This is a genomic window from Paenibacillus shirakamiensis (assembly GCF_017874255.1).
Lineage (GTDB): Bacteria > Bacillota > Bacilli > Paenibacillales > Paenibacillaceae > Fontibacillus > Fontibacillus shirakamiensis.
This window is the reverse complement of sequence record NZ_JAGGLD010000007.1, coordinates 1-21,942: the sequence shown is the minus strand read 5'-3', so window position 1 is coordinate 21,942 and position 21,942 is coordinate 1. Positions and strand designations below refer to the sequence as shown.

The 21,942-nt window shown below is 43.5% G+C and carries 20 protein-coding genes and 1 pseudogene; 14 read left to right on the top strand and 7 right to left on the bottom strand.

Translation table 11 applies throughout. The features are described 5' to 3' along the window. Window positions 1-12: 12 nt before the first annotated feature. Both J2Z69_RS16085 and J2Z69_RS16080 read right to left on the bottom strand, forming a co-directional pair. Entirely contained in the window at window positions 13-1,827 is a 1,815-nt protein-coding gene (locus tag J2Z69_RS16085; RefSeq protein WP_209864919.1) for a cache domain-containing sensor histidine kinase, read from the bottom strand. Continuing rightward, entirely contained in the window at window positions 1,824-3,491 is a 1,668-nt protein-coding gene (locus J2Z69_RS16080) for a response regulator (protein WP_209864916.1), read from the bottom strand. The genes J2Z69_RS16085 and J2Z69_RS16080 overlap by 4 nt, the downstream gene beginning before the upstream one ends. 210 nt (window positions 3,492-3,701) lie before the next feature. Between J2Z69_RS16080 and J2Z69_RS16075 the strand changes: the two genes are divergently transcribed. The 3 genes from J2Z69_RS16075 (at window position 3,702) to J2Z69_RS16065 (ending at window position 6,996) form a co-directional block, all read left to right on the top strand. Further along, the gene (locus J2Z69_RS16075; RefSeq protein ID WP_209864914.1) at window positions 3,702-5,057 is read left to right on the top strand and encodes an ABC transporter substrate-binding protein; all 1,356 of its coding nucleotides are present in this window, start codon (window positions 3,702-3,704) and stop codon (window positions 5,055-5,057) included. Window positions 5,058-5,199: 142 nt separating this feature from the next. Further along, entirely contained in the window at window positions 5,200-6,096 is an 897-nt protein-coding gene (locus J2Z69_RS16070) for a carbohydrate ABC transporter permease (protein WP_209864912.1), read from the top strand. 15 nt (window positions 6,097-6,111) lie between these two features. Further along, entirely contained in the window at window positions 6,112-6,996 is an 885-nt protein-coding gene (locus J2Z69_RS16065; protein WP_209864910.1) for a carbohydrate ABC transporter permease, read from the top strand. A 167-nt stretch (window positions 6,997-7,163) separates the two neighbouring features. On the opposite strand, the gene J2Z69_RS16060 is transcribed toward J2Z69_RS16065, so the two are convergent. After that, on the bottom strand, window positions 7,164-7,622 hold the full coding sequence (locus J2Z69_RS16060) for a DUF4385 domain-containing protein (RefSeq protein ID WP_209864908.1): 459 nt from the start codon (window positions 7,620-7,622) through the stop codon (window positions 7,164-7,166). Between the two features lie 166 nt (window positions 7,623-7,788). On the opposite strand from J2Z69_RS16060, the gene J2Z69_RS16055 reads away from it, so the two are divergent. The 6 genes from J2Z69_RS16055 (at window position 7,789) to J2Z69_RS16030 (ending at window position 12,603) form a co-directional block, all read left to right on the top strand. After that, window positions 7,789-7,980 (top strand): hypothetical protein, encoded by a 192-nt coding sequence (locus J2Z69_RS16055; protein WP_209864906.1) that lies wholly within the window; start codon window positions 7,789-7,791, stop codon window positions 7,978-7,980. Window positions 7,981-8,092: 112 nt separating this feature from the next. Next, complete coding sequence (locus J2Z69_RS16050; protein WP_209864905.1) at window positions 8,093-8,434, top strand: zinc ribbon domain-containing protein YjdM; 342 nt, start codon at window positions 8,093-8,095, stop codon at window positions 8,432-8,434. A 24-nt stretch (window positions 8,435-8,458) separates the two neighbouring features. Then, window positions 8,459-9,202: a GntR family transcriptional regulator gene (locus J2Z69_RS16045; RefSeq protein ID WP_209864902.1), complete on the top strand. Its 744-nt coding sequence runs from the start codon at window positions 8,459-8,461 to the stop codon at window positions 9,200-9,202. Between the two features lie 180 nt (window positions 9,203-9,382). Beyond that, window positions 9,383-10,102 carry a purine-nucleoside phosphorylase gene (deoD, locus tag J2Z69_RS16040; RefSeq protein ID WP_209864899.1) on the top strand — a complete coding sequence of 240 codons (720 nt, stop codon included), beginning with the start codon at window positions 9,383-9,385 and terminating at the stop codon, window positions 10,100-10,102. A 33-nt stretch (window positions 10,103-10,135) separates the two neighbouring features. Then, entirely contained in the window at window positions 10,136-11,476 is a 1,341-nt protein-coding gene (locus tag J2Z69_RS16035) for an MFS transporter (protein WP_209864896.1), read from the top strand. Window positions 11,477-11,586: 110 nt separating this feature from the next. Continuing rightward, the gene (locus J2Z69_RS16030) at window positions 11,587-12,603 is read left to right on the top strand and encodes an SDR family oxidoreductase (RefSeq protein WP_209864893.1); all 1,017 of its coding nucleotides are present in this window, start codon (window positions 11,587-11,589) and stop codon (window positions 12,601-12,603) included. A 158-nt stretch (window positions 12,604-12,761) separates the two neighbouring features. Here the strand turns inward: J2Z69_RS16030 and J2Z69_RS16025 are convergent, their stop codons facing one another. The 4 genes from J2Z69_RS16025 to J2Z69_RS16010 all read right to left on the bottom strand — a co-directional run bounded on the left by J2Z69_RS16025 (window position 12,762) and on the right by J2Z69_RS16010 (window position 17,255). Next, window positions 12,762-14,711 carry an ABC transporter permease gene (locus J2Z69_RS16025; protein WP_209864891.1) on the bottom strand — a complete coding sequence of 650 codons (1,950 nt, stop codon included), beginning with the start codon at window positions 14,709-14,711 and terminating at the stop codon, window positions 12,762-12,764. Continuing rightward, entirely contained in the window at window positions 14,701-15,462 is a 762-nt protein-coding gene (locus J2Z69_RS16020; RefSeq protein WP_209864888.1) for an ABC transporter ATP-binding protein, read from the bottom strand. The genes J2Z69_RS16025 and J2Z69_RS16020 overlap by 11 nt, the downstream gene beginning before the upstream one ends. 99 nt (window positions 15,463-15,561) lie before the next feature. After that, window positions 15,562-16,566 carry a sensor histidine kinase gene (locus tag J2Z69_RS16015; protein WP_209864886.1) on the bottom strand — a complete coding sequence of 335 codons (1,005 nt, stop codon included), beginning with the start codon at window positions 16,564-16,566 and terminating at the stop codon, window positions 15,562-15,564. After that, complete coding sequence (locus tag J2Z69_RS16010; RefSeq protein ID WP_209864884.1) at window positions 16,563-17,255, bottom strand: response regulator transcription factor; 693 nt, start codon at window positions 17,253-17,255, stop codon at window positions 16,563-16,565. The genes J2Z69_RS16015 and J2Z69_RS16010 overlap by 4 nt, the downstream gene beginning before the upstream one ends. A 277-nt stretch (window positions 17,256-17,532) precedes the next feature. Here J2Z69_RS16010 and J2Z69_RS16005 point away from each other — a divergent pair, with 277 nt between their 5' ends. The 5 genes and pseudogenes from J2Z69_RS16005 to J2Z69_RS15985 form a co-directional block, all read left to right on the top strand. Next, entirely contained in the window at window positions 17,533-18,438 is a 906-nt protein-coding gene (locus tag J2Z69_RS16005) for an ABC transporter ATP-binding protein (protein ID WP_209864882.1), read from the top strand. Window positions 18,439-18,451: 13 nt separating this feature from the next. Next, complete coding sequence (locus J2Z69_RS16000; RefSeq protein WP_245339407.1) at window positions 18,452-19,198, top strand: ABC transporter permease; 747 nt, start codon at window positions 18,452-18,454, stop codon at window positions 19,196-19,198. Between the two features lies 1 nt (window position 19,199). After that, window positions 19,200-20,342, top strand: coding sequence for a sensor histidine kinase (locus J2Z69_RS15995; protein WP_209864876.1), 1,143 nt, complete (start codon window positions 19,200-19,202; stop codon window positions 20,340-20,342). Next, entirely contained in the window at window positions 20,339-20,941 is a 603-nt protein-coding gene (locus tag J2Z69_RS15990; protein WP_209864873.1) for a response regulator transcription factor, read from the top strand. The genes J2Z69_RS15995 and J2Z69_RS15990 overlap by 4 nt, the downstream gene beginning before the upstream one ends. A gap of 193 nt (window positions 20,942-21,134) precedes the next feature. Continuing rightward, window positions 21,135-21,942, top strand: a pseudogene (locus J2Z69_RS15985) (hypothetical protein); the annotation flags it as partial.

The following is a 21,942-nucleotide window of genomic DNA, read 5'->3' as shown; positions in this document are numbered from 1 at the left end:
GTTTAACTGAATTCACATTTCATAAGGCAAAGCAGGTAACCGTATAGTAATGGTTGTTCCTTCCCCGAGGGTACTGGAGAGATATAGACCATATTGTTCCCCAAAGTAAAGCCGGATTCGCTCATTCACATTGATAAGTCCAATGTGGCTATCGGGGTCTACATCCATATGATCAAATAATCTTTGCTGCATAGAATATAGCTGCTCATGGTTCATACCTACGCCGTTATCTCGTATCGTAATGAGCAAGAAATGATCCGAGAGCGAAGTAGATACTTCGAGTAGCCCTGTCCCGACTTGCCGTTCTAGTCCATGAATGATGGCGTTCTCAATCAAGGGTTGTAGCGAGAAATGAACTACCTGGAGTGTATCCGTACCTGGAGCCAATTCCTCGACATAGTTAATTTTATCGCCGAAACGCATTTGCTGAACTTTGACATACAGTCGAATATGCTCTAGCTCTTGGTATAGGGGAATGATATCTTTGCTCATCTGGGTGTGAATTCGGAAGAGCTGTCCGAGAGTTCCCACCATTTCGGCGATGTCGCGTTCTCCGCTAAGAATAGCTTTCATTTGTACAGACTCTAGCGTATTGGCTAGAAAATGGGGATTAATCTGACTTTTCAGTGCACCTAGGCGAGCGATTTTTTGCTGTGCTTTGGCCATAGAAGACCTTTCAATATAATTTTGAAGTTCGGCCACCATTTTACGCAGTCCTTGATACAATACACCGAATTCATCTCTGCGGGTACTGCCGAGGTCCACATCAAAGTTCCCCATACCCACCTTCTCCACCTGTCTTTTGAGCAGAATAATCGGCTTGGTCACCCGCGACCGCATCATGACCATGAAGAGAATAGCCATGCCAATGGAACCCACGGCAAGCGCTAAAATAATCTTACTCAGCAGAGCCGAATCTTTTGTCATCTCTTTCTCATCAATATATTGAATGACTTTCCATCCCGAATAAGGAGAGGTGACAAAGTTGAGATAGGAATTATGCGAAGCATAGGATGTACTGAAGCTCCCAGACGTTTCCGTTAATACTTTGTTAAACTTTTGGTTGTCGATTTTAAGGGGTTTGGAGATATTTTCATTCCCTGGTTGATTAGAAGCATAGATTATGGCCCCCGTCTGATCGGTGATAACGAACTTTCGCTTGGTATTCTCTGATAAATTCAGAATCTCGCTCAAAGAATCGAGCCGGATATCTACCAGCATCACGCCTAGTGGCTGTTTGCCACCCGTCTTGTTAATCACCCGAGCAATCGAGATGACTTTCTCTGTGGAGTTCATCTTATGAAAAGGAGTATGGGTGCCAAAAATAACGACTGCTCCTTTTCTGGCTAGTGTCTTCTGGTACCATTCATCTTGTTCAAAATGGGCATAATTGATATCTGCCCGATTGAAGTTCGCTGAGAAGAAGAGTTGATGCCCCGAGTAGATCTGCACACTATTTACATTTTTAATCGTCATCTCAAGCGTGGCAATAAAATGCTGAATGACGTATTGATAGTTGATCTTCTGATCTTCCGTAGGATTGCTGATCCAATTCTCCAGTGCATTCTGAAGTTGTCCATCCATATGGGCGTATAGGGTCCCTTTCTCAATACTTTGTAGATACTGATCAATATTGAAGGACAGGTTATTCAGGATTAGATCGGAGCTATTCTTATATTCAGTCTGAACTGTCTGGAGCGAGACGCGATAAATAATGCCTGATATTAGCATCAGGGGTAACGTAATGGTAACAATCATGAGGACGAAGATTTGTGTATTCAGGTGCCTCATATAGAAAAGCTTGCGAAACTGCAGTGGACTGTTCAATCCATCATCCCCATTTGTTTTCGATAGTCGGTGGGTGTCATATTCGTGAATTTACGGAATGTTTTGACGAAATGTTTGTAGCTTGTGTATCCGCATTTTTGGCATATATCCGTCATCGCATCATTAGACTCAAGCAAGCAGCGCTTCGCATAATTCATGCGAATTTCGGTGACGAAGGTCATGTAATTTTTGTCTAGCTTGGTTTTGAACAGACGACTTAGATAGGAGGGGTTGTAAAAAAATCGATCTGCGACCATCTGCAAGGTAATCTCTTGATCCATATGCTGCAAGATATACGTCTCAATCTGCTCGAATAACGTGATATCTGTAGGTTTGACGGAAGAAATTCTAGCGTCCTCTTGGAGCTGAATCATCCATGTGGCAAGCCAATCCAATAAGGTCGATACCGAGTCGAAATCGTCCACGAAGCGTAAGGTGATTAACTTCTCGGGGTATACCTCTTCCAGCTGAATGCCATGTTTGCCTGCAAAGCGAATGGCGACTGCAATCATTTCTTGAAGCAAGCTAAGCCATTGCTCTAGCGTGAAGTGCTGAATTTTGGACTGATAGTCTACAGACAGTCGGTTCATCAATTGCTGTATCTGTAAACCGTCACCTTGCTCAAGGTGCGATAAGAGTTTCATTTTATCCTGTTCCAGCAAAGGATGCACCGGATTCCATGCAGACTCGGAGCCAGAGTGTAGTGATTCATAGAACGTCTGATGAGCAGTAGAACTGAATCGCTGAAATAAAGCTCTATCCGTCTGCTTCAGAAGAGAAGGTAGATCGTTCAGTTGTGGCGTAGCCACTCCTGCTGCCATGTAGAGATGTACATGGTGTGAACTGCTTTCTTGGTACAACAGGTCTGTGATCTCTTGATATTGTTGTGTAGTGAGCTTCGGTGTGAGAAATGCAGCAGTTTCTATCTCTAATATTGTAAACGCATACAATTTAGATTGATGCAGATAAGTGAATAAGACCGGGTGTATATTCGGCAATTTCAGATACATAGTCAAGGCTTTGGTGAGAATGGGTTCAGCATGGAGGCGCCACCATGACCTGGATTCTAACAATGCGTCAGGCTGGGGTACATATGACAAGACAAAGGGTTGAAAAAGACAATTAGCGCTGTTCAGATTGCTTAGACTACTCCAGAGATCCTTTTCTAAGGCAGGGGAGATCATCTCGTCTTCGATCATTTGCTTCACCAGTTGACTCCGCTGTAACCGAAGTCCATGCTGTTGATTCAGTTGTAGCATAGACGCCTTCTGCTGTGACTCACGTAACCGCTCCAGATGCTGAATGCAATCATGAATAGTCCTCATACTCTCCTCATATTGAAGAGGCTTTAAGAGGTAAGCAAATACATTACCTAAGCGGATGGCTTTTTGCGCATAAGCGAATTCATTATACCCTGTCCAAATGACGAATAGCGTATCGGGAAGATCCTGCCTGAGTGCTCCAATCATATCGAGTCCATCCATTAGAGGCATGCGGATATCGGTGATGACTAGATCGGGTCGCTCTTTTCGAGCTATTTCGACACCTTCCGAACCATTCTCTGCTTCATATATAGTATGAAATCCAAGCGCGTTCCAATCAAAATACTGCATGAGGCCCTTACGAATTAACGTTTCATCTTCAACAATTAGCAAGGTGTACATAATCATCTACCTCCGATGCCTGAGCTTTGTAACGTCGTAACACAATTGTAGGGGATCAGGAGGAAAAGGAACAAACAATATCTGGGTATAGTCAATTTAGAGGGATGAAAGTAAGAATTGGGGTATTTAGAAAGGGCCGTATAACGCTCTATAATAAGTAATGAAAGCGCTATACAAAATAGAAAATTCAATCATTCTAGGGGGAAAGACATGAACATTTTCAAAAAAGGATGTATGACGTTGCTAGGCGTTACCCTAATTAGTACGCAATTGGTAGCCTGTGGATCAACCACCGATACCCCTAAGGCAAGTGAATCCGGAAAAGCGAAACCTGTCGAAATTACATGGTGGAATTTTCCGAGCTTCCAAGCGTTAGATGGTGAAGTAGGGAAATATGAGAAACAACTTATTGCTGCATTCAATAAGAAAAACCCAGATATTAAAGTCAATCTTGAAATGCTTACTTATGAAGCTGGACCTGAAAAGCTCAACGTGGCGATTGCATCGAATACAGCCCCGGATGTCATCTATGACGCGCCTGGACGAATTCTAGATTGGGGTAAAAAAGATTTACTTGCACCCCTGAACGATATGATTACTGACGAAGTGAAAAAGGATGTCTCCCCTGCACTGATGAAGCAGTCGATGGTGGGCGATCAAGTGTATATGTATCCAATTAACACAGCGCCATTCATGATGGGTATTAATAAGACGATCTTTGAGAAGATTGGTGCACTGGATTTGCTTCCGCTGAACAAACCGGACCGTACGTGGACATTTGATGAATATAAGAAAGCACTTGAAGCTGTAAAAGAAAAAGCACCGGATGTCATTCCTTCCGGATTCTTCGCGAAGAGCCAAGGCGGAGACCAAGGAACGCGTGCGTATATCGCTAACTTAAGTAACTCTTCATTCTTCAATGATGATTACTCCAAAGTCGCTATCAATACAGATAAAGCTGGCGCAGCGCTAGACTGGATTGCTCAAGGCGTGAAAGACAAATTAGTCGTATCTGGTGCCGAATCCCTGACAGGCGCGGATGTGAATGACTTGTTCTTGCAAGGTAAGCTTGCTGTTACATTGAACTATTCTCCAGTGCTTAAAGCTCAGAACGCCACGCTGAAAAAAGCGAAGTTCGATGACGTGCTGGTTCCATTCCCAACGATTGATGGAGCAGCACCGAAGCTTGAGCCTTACCTTGGCGGCATGGCCGTCTTTAATAACGGAGACCAAGATAAAATTGCCGCATCTAAAAAGCTGGTTGATTTCATTGCGAATGATCCAGAGTGGGGTAAAAAGAACTTGATTCAGACCGGCGGATTGTCGGCGCGTAATTCCATTACAGGCCTTTACAATGACCCTGAGTATACGTATGCCGAACTTGCTCGTAAGTTCTATGGCAATCCTCCGACTGTAGCAGACGGCTATGCTGAGATTCGTACCTATTGGTTCCCAGAATTGCAGCGTGTCTTGATTGGTCAGGCTACAGGTAAGCAGGCGCTCGATTCATTTGCGGAGAAGGCCGATGCCGCAATTACTAAAGCTAAAGCAGCCTTGAAAAAATAACGAACCTTTGAATCAAGCTCATAAATCTAAAAGTAAGCATTTATCTTTCATAAATTGATTCTAGATATAAAAGTCTGGAGTAGCGCGCGTCAATCGTGTGCTACTCCTTTCAACAAAGAGATGGAATGAGGAGAGAACAATCATGGAAACGAGAGTCCGTAAGCTGAACACCCCAATGTTACGTGACTGGCTCATGAGCTATCTGTTTTTGCTACCGGCATTTGGATTTTTCCTATTATTCGTAGCCTACCCTATGTTAAAAGGGATTTACATCAGCTTCTTCAATTATTCCTTACGTAAGTTTACGTTCATTGGTCTAGATAACTATATTAACCTCTTTCATGATGAGGTGTTCTTGAAATCGCTTTGGAATACTACCTTACTTGTAATTATTACTGTGCCTATAGTCATCGTGTTCTCTATCTTTATAGCGATGAACATATATAAGAAGAAAGAACTGGCTCGTTCGTTTTTTAGAGGTGTATTTTATCTGCCTGCTGTATCCTCTGTAGTCAGTATTACCGTGGTGTGGGGCTGGATCTACCATCCGAACTACGGCATTTTGAACTACATTACGGGATTGTTCGGAGCCGAACCGATCTCTTGGCTGGGGAATACACATACCGCCTTATTATCCATTATCGCTGTACTCATCACTACGTCTGTTGGACAGCCCATCATTCTGTATGTAGCTTCACTAGGTAACATCCCGACTTCCTATATTGAAGCAGCTCAAATTGATAGAGCTTCCTCATGGCAGATTTTCCGTAAAATTATCTGGCCCATGCTGATGCCAACGAACCTGTATATTATCGTAATCACGACGATCAATACGTTCCAGTGCTTTGCCCTGATCCAATTGCTTACCTCCGGGGGACCTTTCTATAGTACATCTACCGTAATGTATGGTGTATATGAGCAGGCATTCAAGCTGGGTAACTTTGGGATGGCTTCTGCGATGGGTATTGTGCTAGCTGTAGTCATTGGCGTAATCTCTATCATTCAATTCAAATACTTTGGCAGCGATGTGGAGTACTAGGAGGAGGAATAACCTATGAGTTCATCAGTTCAAGCGGATTTGAAGACACGTCTTCCAAGTTCTAAAGAAATTCGAAAAAAACAGGAGGGGAGTATAGGGAAAGTCCTTTCCAACATCCTGCTTGTTATAGCTACGTTATTCTTCTTGTTCCCTTTCTACTGGATTGTCACCGGTGCGTTCAAGAAACAGACGGTGGCTACCGCTATTCCGCCGGAATGGTTCCCTGTGCATCCCACATTAGAGAATTGGACACAGTTATTTAAGAATCCCGTCTGGCGCTGGACGCTCAACAGTTTCATTGTGTCCTGCGGCGAGATGATTGCAATCTGTCTAGTTGCTTCTCTTGCAGGCTACGTACTAGCTAAGAAATTTTTCCCTGGTCGTAAATTAATATTTGGTCTATTCGTAGGTGCCATGGCGCTTCCAAAGCAGGTTATTCTCGTGCCCCTCTTCACGATGTTAGCTGACTTTGGATGGGTCAATACGTATCACGGCTTGATTCTTCCTGCGATTGGTTGGCCGTTTGGCGTCTTCCTGATGAAGCAGTTCTCTCAGACCATTCCAAGTGAAGTGTTAGAAGCTTCAAGAATTGATGGTTGTTCCGAAGTTCGCATGTTCTCCACAATTATTTTGCCTTTGCTTACGCCGGCTTTAGGAGCATTGGCGATCTTTACCTTCATTGGTTCTTGGAACGATTACTTCAGCCAATTAATTATGACAAGATCTACGTCCATGATGACCTTGCCGCTTGGGATTGCCACGCTACAAGGAGAATTCACCACCGATTACGGAATCATGATGGCGGGGGCTGCGCTAGCTTCGGTGCCGATGATCTTAATTTTCTTAGTCTTCCAAAAAGCATTTACGCAAGGCATTACGATGGGTGCTGTGAAAGGCTAAATTGTACAGTTACAGCAAACCTATATAGATTAAAGTCAGGCTTTGCCTGATCATATCAACGTAATCACCGTCTTTCGGGTAGGTACCGAAGGGCGGTGATTTTTATTTTATAATTGATTATGCTGAATAAACTTTGTCAGTCTTTTTTTGTAAAGAGTAATCTGATTCTAGACATTCTCATACCGAATTCGGTGCTCTTGCTTCATCCGAATATAATCCGGGTCTGTCTTGGCCTCATTCCATTTCGCTTTAAAAATTGCCGCGGCTTCAGCCTTGATGGGGTCGTTCTGAAAAGGAAGGATCGTGCCATCTTCAGGTGAGTACTTGCGTCCGCCTTTGTGGTTCGTATACCTTCGTGCACGCGTATATCCCATTTGAAGAAATTTGCGTGCCATGTCTATACCTATAAAGTCATGGTTGCTCTTATAGTCTAGAAAGAGTTGATAGATAGCTTCCGATGAGGTCCTAGCAATCTCTGGGGTCTTGAAACGCCAGTGAGGCAGAATCTCGCTTTTATAGGGCTCTACTAACAGAACCCCTTGCTCACCCCGGCCGATGGTATAGAGCTCAGGTTGGTCTCGGAGATTGAGTTCAGCATAATTCAGCGAATAGTCAAAAGGTTTCATGCTTTTCGCGCCTCCATTTTTTGCGCCTCTATTTTTTTGAAATATATCTGCCATTTACCCAGTGAATGCATTCGTGAACAAAATGGAAAATATTTAAAACATGTGTGTTAAAATGAAAACGAACTCGCAGCATCCGTCTCATCTTTTTGAATAGGAGGGATACGATATGGGAATTACCGCGCTTTTTCTAATTATAGGGGTTATATTTTTTGTGTTTATGGTACTGTACTCACTCATTAGAATGATACCTCAATTCACTAAACGTAGAGCAAGTCTCCTAGCGCTTATGCTTACCATTATAGGTGGGTATATCTGGATGAACAATTTCATGGATCATCTGTTCGTCCCCATGCCATAACCTGAAGATGTAACGCACAGGGAAGCTTCGTAGAACATGGTTTGCCAACATCATAACACTATGCCAGAATGTTCATATTAACTATAGAATGCGAAATGGAGAACGAATGCTGATGTCTACTTTACCTCATTGTCCCAAATGTAATTCCGTATATACATATGAAGATGGAGATCTGCTCATCTGTCCTGAATGTGCACATGAATGGAGCCTGACCCAAAGTTCTGAGGAGCCTGAAGAGTCTAGAATAATTAAAGATTCCAATGGAAACGTATTAAGGGATGGCGATACCATAAGTGTGATTAAGGATCTCAAGGTCAAAGGCAGCTCTTCCGTCATTAAGATCGGTACCAAAGTGAAGAACATTCGTCTTGTGGATGGCGATCATGATATTGATTGTAAGATCGATGGATTTGGTGCGATGAAATTGAAATCCGAGTTTGTCAAAAAGATCTAATTCAAAATATAGGTGTGTGACGAGATGGAAACTAGGCCCGAACCTATGCCCAAGGGCAAAAAACCTTTATATATCGCCGTCTATGATACATTGTACAAGCAGATCATGCAGGGTGTCTTTCCCTCCGATAGCCAGCTCCCTACAGAATCAGAATTAGCCAAGTTGTTCGATGTCAGCCGCATGACATTGAGACAAGCTCTGGCGCTATTGCAAGATGATGGACTGGTGAAGAGTATCCATGGCAAAGGGAATTTTATTACGAAAGCGCATCCTAACAAGAGTGCGACATTAGGTCTGGAGAAGATCGGCAATCCCATGTACAAATGCCATACGGAGCCTATAGATGACGTGGAACTGCACTTTAGACTAGATCTCGAAAGCGAGTATACGCAGGAAGTACTTCAGAGGAAAGCTGCGGCTGTAGTAGCCATTGAGCGTCTTTACAAAAGTAAGGGTGATGTGGTGGGCTATTCCTTTACATTTATGGCGATTGAGACGGTGTCGGAGATGAAGCTGGATTTACAAAATGAACCCCAGTTATTAGAGATGTTGGAGAGCAAAGTGTATGAACTTGCAAATTCAGCCATACTTGACATTAAGCGTTCAACCTTTGTGAAGGCAGCCAATCAATCGTTCACCATGGTCGGTAGTGGGGAATGTGATGTACTGCTGGAGAGTGTATACATCCGAGAAGATTACCCTGCCGTGTACAACAAGTATTATATTCCAAGAGAATTTAGTCAGCTTAAAGTTCATGCATCGAAATAGTCTAATTTAGACAATCTAAGCAGTGTAGTTCCTTCGGGAAGCTACGCTGTTTTTATTTTCATGTTTATTTTCATGGATTAGATGGGTTGATAAAAAGAGGATGATTATGTTATTTTGTTTATATACCAATTAGACAACATATTATACAACTAAATATAGTTGTAAAAAGGAGAGATTGTAATGAGCGAGATTCAACACAAAGAAACCCCGCACATCAAACCAGAGGGAGCAGAAATTGCCGAGACGATTCTTTTACCAGGAGATCCACTTCGTGCAAAATTCATTGCTGAGACGTACTTAGAAGATGTTGTCCAGTTCAATAAAGTTCGGGGCATGCTTGGTTATACAGGAACATATCAAGGCAGAAGAATTTCTGTGATGGGTACGGGCATGGGAACTCCGAGTATGAGCTTATATTCATGGGAATTGATTCATGTATTTGGCGTGAAAAACCTCATTCGAATTGGGTCCGCGGGTGCGATTCAAGATCATCTGAACCTGTATGATATCGTGTTCGCCATGGGTTCAGCTACAGATTCCAACTATGGACACCAGTACAATTTGCCGGGTCATTACTCTATTACCGCATCATTTGAATTGTTGGAGAAAGCCAAGAAGATTGCCGATCAAAAGGGACAAAAAGTTCACGTAGGTAATGTTCTTTCCAGTGATATTTTCTATAACGCAGATCCTACAGCACTGCAAAAGTGGAGCGAGATGGGTGTCCTATGTGCAGAAATGGAATCCGCAGGATTATATATGAACGCAGCTCATGCAGGCGTAAATGCCCTATGTATCCTGACCATTAGCGATCATATTTTTAGACACGAGTCTACTACGCCTGAAGAAAGACAAACTGCTTTCACTAAAATGATGGAAATTGCTCTAGAGCTTGCTTAACGATCAAAGGATAACAGAAGGGATTGAACCTGAATGGCTACATCACATCAAAGTTTATCCAATACGCAGGGTCATCACGTAAAGAAGGCTGTACCGATTATCTTGTTATTCTTCGTCTTTGCTTTAATTATTGATAATTCATTCAAATTAATCTCTGTAGCGATCGCAGATGATCTTGGAATCTCAGCAACCACAGTGAGCTGGCAGGCTACCTTAGCGGGGCTTATCATTGGAATTGGAGCCGTTGTATACGCTTCCTTAGCGGATTCCATCAGTATTCGGAAGCTGCTCAGTACGGGAATTATCCTAATTTGTATCGGGTCAGTGATGGGATTTATATTCCGAGATTCCTTCCCGCTCATTCTATTGTCACGGATTATTCAGACCGCCGGGCTTGCCTCAGCGGAGACGTTATATGTCATCTATGTCATGAAGCATTTACCCAAAGATGAGCAGAAGAAATTTCTAGGATATAGTACAAGCAGCTACTCGCTTTCACTGGTCATCGGTTCGCTTACGGGCGGATACATCTCTACGTATCTGAACTGGACGATACTGTTTCTTGTGCCGTTATTGTCACTGATTCTATTACCTTTTATATTGAAGTACCTGCCTAAAGAACAGTCGACCAGTAAAAGTTATGTGGATGGCGTTGGCCTTCTTCTCATTGCGGCGATTGCCACCTCAGTCATGTTGTATCTTACGAATTTCAACTGGTTGTATATCTTGATTTTTATAATTACGGCAGCGTTGTTCCTGCTCTATATCACTAAGAGTAAGAAGTCATTTATTGATAGCTCGTTCTTCAAAAATAAACGCTTTTTGTTCACGCTTACGATTGCGTTCATTATTTATTCGGTGCAATTGGGCTATATATTCATGTTTCCTTTCTTGCTTCAGAAGATGTACGGGCTCCAGCTGGATAAAATCTCACTGCTCATGGTGCCAGGCTATATTGTGGCTGTCATTGTGGGGGCCATGTCCGGGAAGATCGCCAAAGTGCTATCCAATCGGCAAACGGTTACATGCGCCATGCTCGCCATTGCAACTAGTCTGATCGTGCCTGCTTTAACGGGAAGCAGCTCTATGATCGTCTACGTGTTCTCCATGATGTTGTTCTCAGGATCATTTGCCCTGATGTATGCTCCTATGCTGGATACATGTGTAAGCGCTATCCCTGTAGATAAATCAGGAACGGCTGTAGGCTTCTACAATTTGGTGCTGAATGTAGCGATGTCGATTGGTATTGCGTATACAGCATCCATGATTGAAGTAATCTCTTATTCGGCCGTACTGTACGTACTAGCTCTGATAGCCCTATGTTCACTAAGCCTATTCTGGTTACTGGTAGCAAGAAAGCTGAAAATTTCCTAAGTGCTCCCTACATTAATCTGTCTACATGCTCGTTACATTGTGATCTCAAGTAACACATGCTAAGGTGGGTAGATAACCAAAACTACGGAACACTTAGCGGAGGTGCATAGATGAGAGCATTATTTATTGGTGGAACAGGGACAATCAGTTCAGCCATCTCAAGACAGTTACTTGAGCAGGAATGTGACCTGTATCTACTGAATCGGGGACATCACAACGATACCCTACCTGCGGGAGCCACACTGTTAACGGCAGACATTCATGATGAGGCAAGCGTTGCGAAGCTTATTCAAGATTTGACGTTTGACGTAGTTGTGGATTTTATCGCCTTTGAGCCGGAACATGTGGAGCGAGATTATCATTTATTTAAGGGTAAGACGAGACAATACATCTTCATTAGCTCCGCTTCCGCTTATCAGAAGCCTTTGTCAGATTACCGAATTACGGAAGGAACCCCGCTAGCGAATCCATACTGGGAGTATTCCCGGAACAAAATCGCTTGCGAAGACTATCTGATGAAGCAATATAGGGAGCAGGGTTTCCCGATTACCATTGTCAGACCTAGTCATACGTATGATGAACGCTCTATTCCACTAGGTGTGCACGGCAGCCGTGGTACATGGCAGGTAGCCAAACGGATGCTGGAACAGAAAACGGTTATTATTCATGGGGATGGTACATCGTTATGGACGATGACGCACTGTGACGATTTTGCTAAGGGGTTCATTGGCTTAATGGGGAACCTTCATGCAATTGGGGAGTCTGTTCAGATTACATCGGATGAGACGGTGACATGGAACCAGATCTATCAGACCATCGCCGATGCGCTGGGCGTGGAGTTGAAGGCCATTCATGTGGCTTCGGAGTTCTTGGATGCATGTAGTCAAGAAGATTATCAAGGCGGACTGATCGGGGATAAGGCCAACTCCGTTGTATTTGATAATACGAAGCTCAAACGGCTAGTACCCGGTTTTGTCGCCACCACGCGACTGGATCAAGGCATCAAGCAGACGATTGACCACATTCTAACCCACCCGGAGCTTCAAAAAGAAGACTCTGATTTCGACCAATGGTGTGACAAGGTCATCATTGCACTTGAAGCGGCCATGACGGTGATTAGGAGCTAGGTTGCTTCATAAATATCCTTTTAAAGAGTACTCTTGGGGGTACTCTTTTTTAATTAGACCATTTTGTACATTAGGATATCATCTACATCAAAATAACACCCCAAAATAAGCGCAGAATTTTCACATACTCTGTCTTTATTATGGGGTGTTTTCTTGATTTACAAAGCGTTCTGAATCACTTTCTTATAGAACAGAACGGATAGTAGTCCAAAAATGGAATACAGCGCTGTATAGAATAACATGATGAGAATCATCGGTGTCCATAGCTCCGTACCGAAGAAGAACCAGCCAGATTTAATGGCGAAATAACTGTGGAGAAGACCTATGACTAAAGGAATTCCAAAGTTAAAGAGCTGTTTCACTTGAATGCCGCGCAGGATGTCGCCTTGCGTATAGCCGAGCTTCCTAAGAATAGTATAGTTCGGTTGTTCTTCCTCACCTTCATCCACTTGCTTGAAGTATAAAATACAACCAGATGTGATGAGGAAGGCAAGTCCTAAGAATCCCACAATGAACATAATAAGTCCCATGTTGTTCTTCTGATTATGAATCAGATCAAGCTGTGAGTTAAAACCTCCCCGATCTTGGTAACCCATTTTGTGAAAGAGGATGTTCGCCTGCTCTAATTGCTTGGGGTCCTTAATATCAATCCCAATGTAGGTAGAGGATTCCGTTCTTTGAATCGAAGGATCTTGATTTCTAACCAGGCGTTCAAACACAGATTGGTCTACAATTAAGGTTGGCATGCTCCCGTTGGTGAAGTACCAAGAGACTACAGCGTCCTTGCTTGAACTGGTGAGTTTTAAGGGGAGCTGAATATTTTTGCCTTTGAGTACAAGCTTTTCATTTAACGTAAAGGATAAAAATTGATCCAGAGCATCGCTGTATCCCGTGAACCCAGTCTCTCCAGGAGCAATATCTACTCCATTAAGCGAAGCATCACTCACTACAGGAAGCTTAGCTTTACTCGGGTCCCAGTGCATTCCTGCTTGATTGGATTGAATCAGCTTGGATGCATCTACTGTCGCCTGAATGACCTCTCGGTGTGTGGTTACATATTCAATATGTTGGGCTTTGAGTGCCTGTGTAAATTTCTGCTCATCCTTGAATTGAAGGACGGAGAAATCATTGGGCACACTTAGTTCCGCAGACTTCTCGGCTGAATAGTAGGAGATATAGGTCAGAGACAGCAGCGCAATCGCAAGGGCAGACACGGTAGTAATGATGGTAAGTACCAAGGCATTCGACTTCATGCGGAACATGATGGAAGATAGAGATAGGACTTCATTTAAGGATAAATAACCGCCTTTGCTCTTACGAATCAAGTTAAATAGGAAGCTAACCGATCCTTTATAGAACAAATACGTACCGATTATGACTGAACCAAGAATGATCACCATCGAGATCAGAAGTTGATTCATCGAACCTAACTCCCCACTGAAGAGCGTGGTGGATTCGTAATAGCCGAGTGCTATCAGCCCAACACCAAGTAGGCCGAGAATCATTTCCCAGATCGATAAGTTTCTGGCTTTACCTTCTGCGGAGGACTTGACCTTGAATAGGGAGAGAATACTCTGTCTCTGTACAAAAACAAAGTTCAATAACATGATAAATACGTAAATTACAGCAAACACAATTACCGTCTGTAACAGCGCCTCGGGCGAGAAGCGTAGACTTGCGATCCCTTGTACACCTGTGATTTTGAACAATATCATCAGAATTAAGCGGGAAACAGAGAATCCCACGAATATCCCAGCGAGCAGAGAGCCAAAGTACAGCATGAGATTTTCCAGACTTAAGATTCGGAAGATCTTGCCCTTGGTCATCCCGATGAGTTGGAACAATCCAATCTCCTTACTCCGGCGTTTAATGAAGATGTTATTGGCATACAGTAGGAAGATGGCCACAATGACAACGAGTAGGATCGATGCGGCTTTGAGGGCGGCTCCTCCTTTAATGGAACCTTTACTTGCATCCAGCGCAGGATCATACTGCAAGGTCACGAAGGCAAAGTATAGCGCCACACTGAAAATAAGGGCGAAAATATACAAATAGTAATGTTTTAGATTTTTGCGGAAATTGCGAAGGATAAGCTGATTAGTGTTCATGCGGAACACCGCCTAGAACCCCTTGGGTTTTCATGATGTCATTGAAGAAGGCTTGTCTCGTCTCCTCGCCCTTGTGCAGCTGAGTATAGATCTGCCCATCTCGGATGAAGATAACCCGGCTGCAATAACTTGCCGCCAGCGGGTCGTGGGTCACCATGACGATGGTCGCCGCTCGTTTTTGATTCATTTCACTAAGCTTATTCAGCAAGTCTGATGCAGATTTCGAATCAAGGGCCCCGGTAGGTTCATCGGCAAAAATAATGCTAGGTTCATGAATGAATGCCCGCGCAGCCGAGGTACGCTGCTTTTGTCCACCCGAAATTTCACTGGGATATTTGTCTCTTAGATCGAAAATGCCGAGTTCCTTGGCGACAGCTTCAAAACGCTGATCGGCATCTGTTCTGGATACTTTGCGGATCGAAAGGGGCAGCAGAACATTTTCTTTGACGGTCAGCGTATCGAGCAGATTATATTCTTGAAAAACAAAGCCTAAATAATGTTTGCGGAATTCCGCCAGTTCTTTCTCTTTCATCTGTGTAAATTGCTTGCCCTCAATGGATATCGTTCCCGTGCTTACCTTATCAATTGAAGAGAGCACGTTCAGTAATGTGGTTTTGCCAGAACCGGAGGCCCCCATGATGCTGACGAATTCACCTTGATCTACACGGATATCGATGCCTTTAAGCACCTCTTGTTTATTCAATTTATTGCCAAAGGTTTTTGTGAGTTTATGTGCTTCGAGAATAACCAATAGTTTTCACTCCTTTTCTGTATACCTTTATCATAGTGGAGTGGAATCATACTTTCCCTCGTTTCGCCGAACAATGTGTATAAGCATGTGACGATTTCGTCACATGCTTAGGAGGGCGGAAAATGCATTTTTCTCCGGAAAAATGAGGGTGAAAATTGATTCTTGACCGAGCTTCGAGCTTACTTCAATATGGATGAGCAGAGAATGCGCGGCTTTTTGAGCAAGATATAGTCCCATCCCTGTAGAAGCGCTGTCCCCGTGATGCGCCGTAGAGGTGAAGCCCTTCTCGAAGATGCGGGGGAGATCCTTAGGATCTATCCCTCGGCCATAGTCTGTAATACGTAGATGTGTTTTGCCATGGATAAAAAGGCTTTCGATCACAATATCAGAGGCATGACTGTATTTCACAGCATTGGTAAGGATCTGCCTAATTATAAAGCCAAGCCATTTCATATCACTGAGTACAGTGGGCACGGATAGATGGACATCGAAGCCGATCCCTTTCTGCATGCACCACGACTGAAGGGCCTTAATTTCTTGATAGATCAGTGGTTCTAGCGGGGCTTGTTCCATATATACATCGTTTTGGATAAATGGAATACGCTTATGGTGTAATTGTTGATCTAGAAGGAGATGCACGCGCAACCATTCATACATGAGCTGGCCTTGGAGTACTCTGTCCTCCATCCGTTCGATCATGAGCTGCATCGCAGTGAGTGGGGTCTTCACCTCATGAATCCATGCTAATAGATCATCCTTTTCCTGTTCAACGTCCATAAGATGCTGCGAGGCCTCTTGGCGGGCGCGATCCGTCTGTTGCGTGATCAAATCTAAGGTAAGCTGTTCAAAAGGACTTGAAGCCTCTTCCAGCGTAGATAGATCATAGCCTGGTTCCCAAGCTACAATATTGCGATAAAAGCGAGTCTCTAGAAAATATCTAACTATGAGAAAGACCCCAAAAACCAGGCCGAATAGAAAGATAACATAGATAATAGGCTGAAAAGGAATTTCAGCATCCACATATCCAATGAACATCAGGAGTAGGAGTAGCCATAAGAACAGGACAATCCAACTAAGTCGCTCTCTTACATACGCCCTTATCATAAGCTCAAGACCTCTTCTGAAGCTTTATATCCTTGACCTACTTTGGTCTCAATATAAGGATCAAGCCCAAGGATTTCAAGCTTTTTGCGCAGGCGATTCACATTCACGGTGAGCGTGTTATCGCTGACAAAATGCTCATGATCCCACAAGCTACGAATCAGCTCTTCTCGGCTGACGATTTGGTTTTTCTGCTCAATGAGTATTTTCAGAATGTACATTTCATTTTTAGTTAGTTCTACGGCGCCCTTTTCATTAGAAATTGTGTTTTTTACATATTCCACAGTAGCCCCTCGCCACGTTCTGAGTTCAATACGGTCGGTATTATAATTGTACACCCGGCGTAAGATGGCTTGTATTTTAGCAATCAGGACATCGAAATTGAACGGCTTCTGAATGAAATCATCGGCCCCAAGCTGCATGGACATAATCATATCCGTCGGATGATCTCGGGAGGATAAGAAGAGAATCGGTACGTTCGAATGCGAACGAATGATTCGGCACCAATGGAACCCATCGAATTTGGGCAACTGGATATCAATGAGGACTAGATCCGGCGCGCTGGCCGTGAACTCAGGGATAATATTGCTGAAATCCTGTACGCCTATAATGTCATAGGACCACTGGGAAAGTCTGTCCTTGATCTCTTGGAACAAGGTCATATCATCCTCAATTAACATAATGCTGAACATCAACGTTTCACCACACGATCTGTTATTTCTATAATCAGTGATTTCTATAAATCATAGTATAGTTAACAATGCTCTGAAAGTATAATGCAATAGACGAAGCCCAGAGGCTTCGTCCCTTTACTATGTCTTGGGAGCTCATTTTTTAAGCATAAATCTTCTCTTTACTAACTATATGACAATTGTCATAGGGAAAAGGTGACAAGTTGGAATTCCTAACTCTTCTTAGAATTCGTAAGATAAAGTCAAACAAGAGATGAGGAAGCGGGAGTGTGGGATGATGAGTTCATTAGCTATTCAAATGCAAGGTGTGACCAAAATATTTAAAGGTAAAAAAGCAGTCGACAACTTGGATTTGAAAATAGAGCGAGGAAGCGTAACTGCCTTGCTTGGCCCCAATGGAGCAGGGAAAACCACGATCATATCCATGATGCTAGGACTTATGAATCCAACGAGCGGTAACATCAGGCTGCTTGGCGGAGACCCACGAACCCGAGCGATTCGCGGCCGAATCGGTGCCATGCTTCAGGATACGAGTGTAATTGATAACTTGAAGGTAGGAGAGACCATTAATCTTTTTAGAAGTTACTATACCCAGCCGCTTGCGTTAGAGCAACTACTTCTCCTCTCCGGTCTAAAGGAGGAACAAGGCATTATGGCTTCCGCATTATCAGGTGGACAGCAGCGTAGACTGGGCTTCGCCTTAGCTATGGCGGGAAACCCTGAAATATTATTCTTAGACGAACCCACAGTAGGCATGGATGTCCGTTCACGAATTCTTTTTTGGGATACGGTAGAGGGCATGGCCTCACGAGGGAAGACGGTTCTACTGACCACTCATCATTTGGAGGAAGCAGATCAAGTAGCGGGAAGAATCGTTGTGGTGCAGCAGGGTCAATGTATTGCTGATGGTACCCCAAGCAGTATCAAGGCTCTAGCCTCGGGGCGTACGATTAGTTTCACTGTAGGAGAAGAGGTGACAGAGGAGCAGCTTCAAGGTGTGCCTGGCATTTCAGGCATAGAGTGGAAGGGACGAAGAGCTAGACTATACAGTTCAGACACTGACCTTTTAATGAGGACATTAATTGAATACTCCATTCCCATGCAAGACATTGAAATTCAAAGTGGGGGTCTAAATGAGGCATTTCAAAGACTCCTTCAACAAGACTATAAAGGAATTATGTAAAGGAGAGATGATGATGAATTACTATATTAAGTCTTCATGGGCCCAGGTTCAGGCGGAGTTGCTTCGTACGTTTCGAAATCGGCGATTTATTTTCTTCTCGATTCTAATGCCGGCCGCATTTTTCTTCTTATTTACAGCGGTTGTTGGAGGTAGTGACGTTCCTTCTTATTGGTCTGCTTATTATTTGATGTCGATGACATCATATGGAGTAGTAGGGGCAAGTCTAGTCACTTTCTCGCAGCGGATATCCAAAGAACGCTCTGCTGGCTGGATTCGATTGTTAAGATTGTCCCCGCTGCCCTCAGGATCCTATGTGTTATCCAAAATCGCTGCACAGGGAGCTATTAATTTAATCTTAATTCTCACGATGTTCCTCCTTGGGCGAGTAGGTAAGTCGGTGCATTTATCTTGGTCAATCTGGCTGGAAGCAGGTCTATGGATCTGGGTGGGGGGATTTGCGTTCATGGCACTAGGTTTATTCCTTGGCTCTATGAAGAATAGTGACGTAGTCCAAATGATAAGTATGGCTCTATACATGTCTCTTTCTATAGTAGGTGGACTGTGGATGCCCCTCTCTTCTCTACCTAGCGTGCTACAGAATATTGCAAAATTTACACCAACTTACCGCATGGGAGAAGGGCCATGGGCATTAGTAGAAGGGAGAGCGCTAGACTGGACGGGTATAGCGATTCTATCTATGTACATTATCCTTTTTATGGTACTATCCAGCTATATCATGAAAAGACAGGAAGCGATATAGGATGGCATCACAATCAAAAAACTCTCGAACGGGAACCCCTATATATTACTCTCTATTATGGCTAATCTATCTAGTGTTTCCGATATCAATCTTAATCACATTACCTCTATCACAGATGATGATTTCTTTCGCTATTCTTGGGGTTTTCGTAGCTTTGTATGTATTTAGTATGAACTATAAAAAGTACCGTCTGCTTTCTGTCTGGATTCAAATCTTGATTATTGCTTATTTTGCATTAAAGATCGATATTAGCTTTCTTTTTATGGCTTTCTTTCCTTCACCGATTGTTGGTTTTATTCCATCGACTAGACAGATGATTTTAGGGATAGCAGGACTTTTAAGTTTGTTCACGGGCGTCTTATTTCATTATCGAATGGATCTCAGCATTCAAAATATATTCCAACTCACGCCAGCGATGGTGATTATTGTGCTGATGCCCTTAGGTATGAAGATAGGGCAGAAATCACGTCATCTCAGAGAAAAGCTTTTTGTGGCAGAAGAGGAGATTGCACGTCTTTCTAAGAATGAAGAACGGCAGCGGATTTCTAGGGATTTGCATGATACGCTTGGGCATACGTTGTCACTCATTACTTTAAAGGGGGAGCTAGCTGAGCGATGGGTCATGCAGCACCCGGAACGGGCTATCCTTGAAATTCGCGATATTCAGGCGACTTCCCGCGCTGCACTGAGACAGGTGCGTGAGCTCGTATCCGGCATGAATGGGGCAACAATTCGAGATGAGCTGGTCCATGCAGCACAGATTTTGGCGGCTGCGGGGATAGATTTTGAAGTGAAAGAGGCGGTTGGCCTACCTATGCTCCCACCTCTAATAGACAATATATTAGGGATGTGTCTGCGGGAATCCGTAACTAACGTTGTAAAGCATAGTCAGGCATCTCAAATCACCGTTATGCTAGGACAAGAGCAGAGTGGGATTACACTCGAAGTTCATGACAATGGAAGAGGGGTTCAGACGGAATCTACACGGTCTACGGATATATCTCAATTGGGGAGCGGTGTACGAGGCATGAAAGAGAGGCTCAATTTGGTAGAGGGTGTTCTGAGCATACAATCTGAACTTAATCAGGGCACCATAATGAGCTTTAAAATTCCTTTAACACAGAAAGGATCTGTGACGTCATGAGAGTCGTATTAGCTGAGGATCAGACTATGCTTCGAGGAGCTATGTCTACACTGCTGGAGATGGAAGATGATATTGAGATGGTGGGACTAGCATCAGATGGAGTAGAGGCTATGGAGCTGATTGAGTCGCATCAGCCAGATATTTGTGTCTTAGATATTGAGATGCCTAGGATGACGGGACTTGAATTAGCTGAACAATTAAAAAGTAGTGAGAACCCCTGCCAAGTTGTCATTCTGACGACATTCTCTCGCTCCGGATATTTTCAACGTGCGATGAAAGCAGGTGTCCGTGGATTTTTGCTGAAAGATGCTCCGATTAGTGAATTGGTAGCTGCGCTGCGTGCTGTCCATAGGGGAGAACGGGCGATAAGTCCGGAGCTAGCCTTGTCATTCTGGGATGCTGAGAATCCTCTGAGTGCGCGAGAGCGAGAAATTCTGAAGCTTGCGGGTGATGGGCTGGCTACTGGGGATATTGCGGAGAGGTTATATTTGTCCGCGGGTACGGTGCGTAACTATCTGTCCGAAGCGATTCAGAAGGTAGAAGGGAAGAACCGAATTGATGCATACGCCATTGCACAAAAGAACGGCTGGCTTGACTAGGCGTTCTTTTGTTGCATTTGTCTGAATTTTTCGTAAAAATTACAGAATAGATAGAGTTTTAACCCCGCCCTTACATAAACATGACATAACACGCACACTCAAGCCCTAGGATGGAGACTGATGGTTTCTATACTATAAATGGGGTGAGCCTGTGTATTCAATGCAAAAGATGAAGAGTTTTACTTTACTGCTAGTGATTATAATGGTGATCGGAGCAGCCTTTCCAGCATGGAACGTTCGTGCGGAAGAAGCGGCCGTTGCAACGCCTGTAGATCTCGTAAGTAAAGGTTCTTCATGGAGTTATTTTACCGATAAAGATACAGATCAGAGTGCAGCTATGACAGGCGCAACCTCTTTTGATTTCTCGACATGGACGAAGGGGAATGGTCCTTTTGGATATAAAGAACTTACAAATGGTAGTGGTGAGACGGCTACTTACACCCTTACCAATGAGTGGGCACCCAAAACAGAACCAGGAGAAACTAAAATATTTGATGATAAAATAGCTACAATGATTAGTTATGGCACAGAAAGAAAAAAGAAAAATATTACTGCTTATTTCAGTAAGGTAATCTCGATAAAAGATATCCAGAATTATGATAACTATCAAGCTACATTCGGCGTGGATGATGGCCTTGTATTTTATGTCAATGGTTCAGAGGTGTATCGAGCAAATATGCCAGCAGGGGCAGTTGATCATAATACAGTATCTGTAGATAATCCAAATAATCCAAAAATTTATAAAGCCGATTTAACTTCAGTGTTAAAGGCAATTCTTAAAGATGGGAACAACGTTTTAACAGCTGAAGTACACAATTCAAGTGGTACGAGTTCGGATCTTTACTTTGATATGATTCTAACAGCTACTCCAAAATCCTCTACAAGTACTGGCACTGGCACCGATAATGGAACTGGAACTGGAACTGGAACTGGAACTGGAACTGGAACTGGAACTGGAACTGGAACTGGAACTGGAACTGGAACTGGAACTGGAACTGGAA

Excerpts from the sequence above, each read along its gene's own strand:
- J2Z69_RS16080 (WP_209864916.1), bottom strand. The coding sequence starts at position 3,491 with ATGTACACCTTGCTAATTGTTGAAGATGAAACGTTAATTCGTAAGGGC.
- J2Z69_RS16075 (WP_209864914.1), top strand. The coding sequence starts at position 3,702 with ATGAACATTTTCAAAAAAGGATGTATGACGTTGCTAGGCGTTACCCTA.
- J2Z69_RS16070 (WP_209864912.1), top strand. The coding sequence starts at position 5,200 with ATGGAAACGAGAGTCCGTAAGCTGAACACCCCAATGTTACGTGACTGG.
- J2Z69_RS16065 (WP_209864910.1), top strand. The coding sequence starts at position 6,112 with ATGAGTTCATCAGTTCAAGCGGATTTGAAGACACGTCTTCCAAGTTCT.
- J2Z69_RS16060 (WP_209864908.1), bottom strand. The coding sequence starts at position 7,622 with ATGAAACCTTTTGACTATTCGCTGAATTATGCTGAACTCAATCTCCGA.
- J2Z69_RS16055 (WP_209864906.1), top strand. The coding sequence starts at position 7,789 with ATGGGAATTACCGCGCTTTTTCTAATTATAGGGGTTATATTTTTTGTG.
- J2Z69_RS16050 (WP_209864905.1), top strand. The coding sequence starts at position 8,093 with ATGTCTACTTTACCTCATTGTCCCAAATGTAATTCCGTATATACATAT.
- J2Z69_RS16045 (WP_209864902.1), top strand. The coding sequence starts at position 8,459 with ATGGAAACTAGGCCCGAACCTATGCCCAAGGGCAAAAAACCTTTATAT.
- deoD (WP_209864899.1), top strand. The coding sequence starts at position 9,383 with ATGAGCGAGATTCAACACAAAGAAACCCCGCACATCAAACCAGAGGGA.
- J2Z69_RS16035 (WP_209864896.1), top strand. The coding sequence starts at position 10,136 with ATGGCTACATCACATCAAAGTTTATCCAATACGCAGGGTCATCACGTA.
- J2Z69_RS16030 (WP_209864893.1), top strand. The coding sequence starts at position 11,587 with ATGAGAGCATTATTTATTGGTGGAACAGGGACAATCAGTTCAGCCATC.
- J2Z69_RS16025 (WP_209864891.1), bottom strand. The coding sequence starts at position 14,711 with ATGAACACTAATCAGCTTATCCTTCGCAATTTCCGCAAAAATCTAAAA.
- J2Z69_RS16015 (WP_209864886.1), bottom strand. The coding sequence starts at position 16,566 with ATGATAAGGGCGTATGTAAGAGAGCGACTTAGTTGGATTGTCCTGTTC.
- J2Z69_RS16010 (WP_209864884.1), bottom strand. The coding sequence starts at position 17,255 with ATGTTCAGCATTATGTTAATTGAGGATGATATGACCTTGTTCCAAGAG.
- J2Z69_RS16005 (WP_209864882.1), top strand. The coding sequence starts at position 17,533 with ATGAGTTCATTAGCTATTCAAATGCAAGGTGTGACCAAAATATTTAAA.
- J2Z69_RS16000 (WP_245339407.1), top strand. The coding sequence starts at position 18,452 with ATGAATTACTATATTAAGTCTTCATGGGCCCAGGTTCAGGCGGAGTTG.
- J2Z69_RS15995 (WP_209864876.1), top strand. The coding sequence starts at position 19,200 with ATGGCATCACAATCAAAAAACTCTCGAACGGGAACCCCTATATATTAC.
- J2Z69_RS15990 (WP_209864873.1), top strand. The coding sequence starts at position 20,339 with ATGAGAGTCGTATTAGCTGAGGATCAGACTATGCTTCGAGGAGCTATG.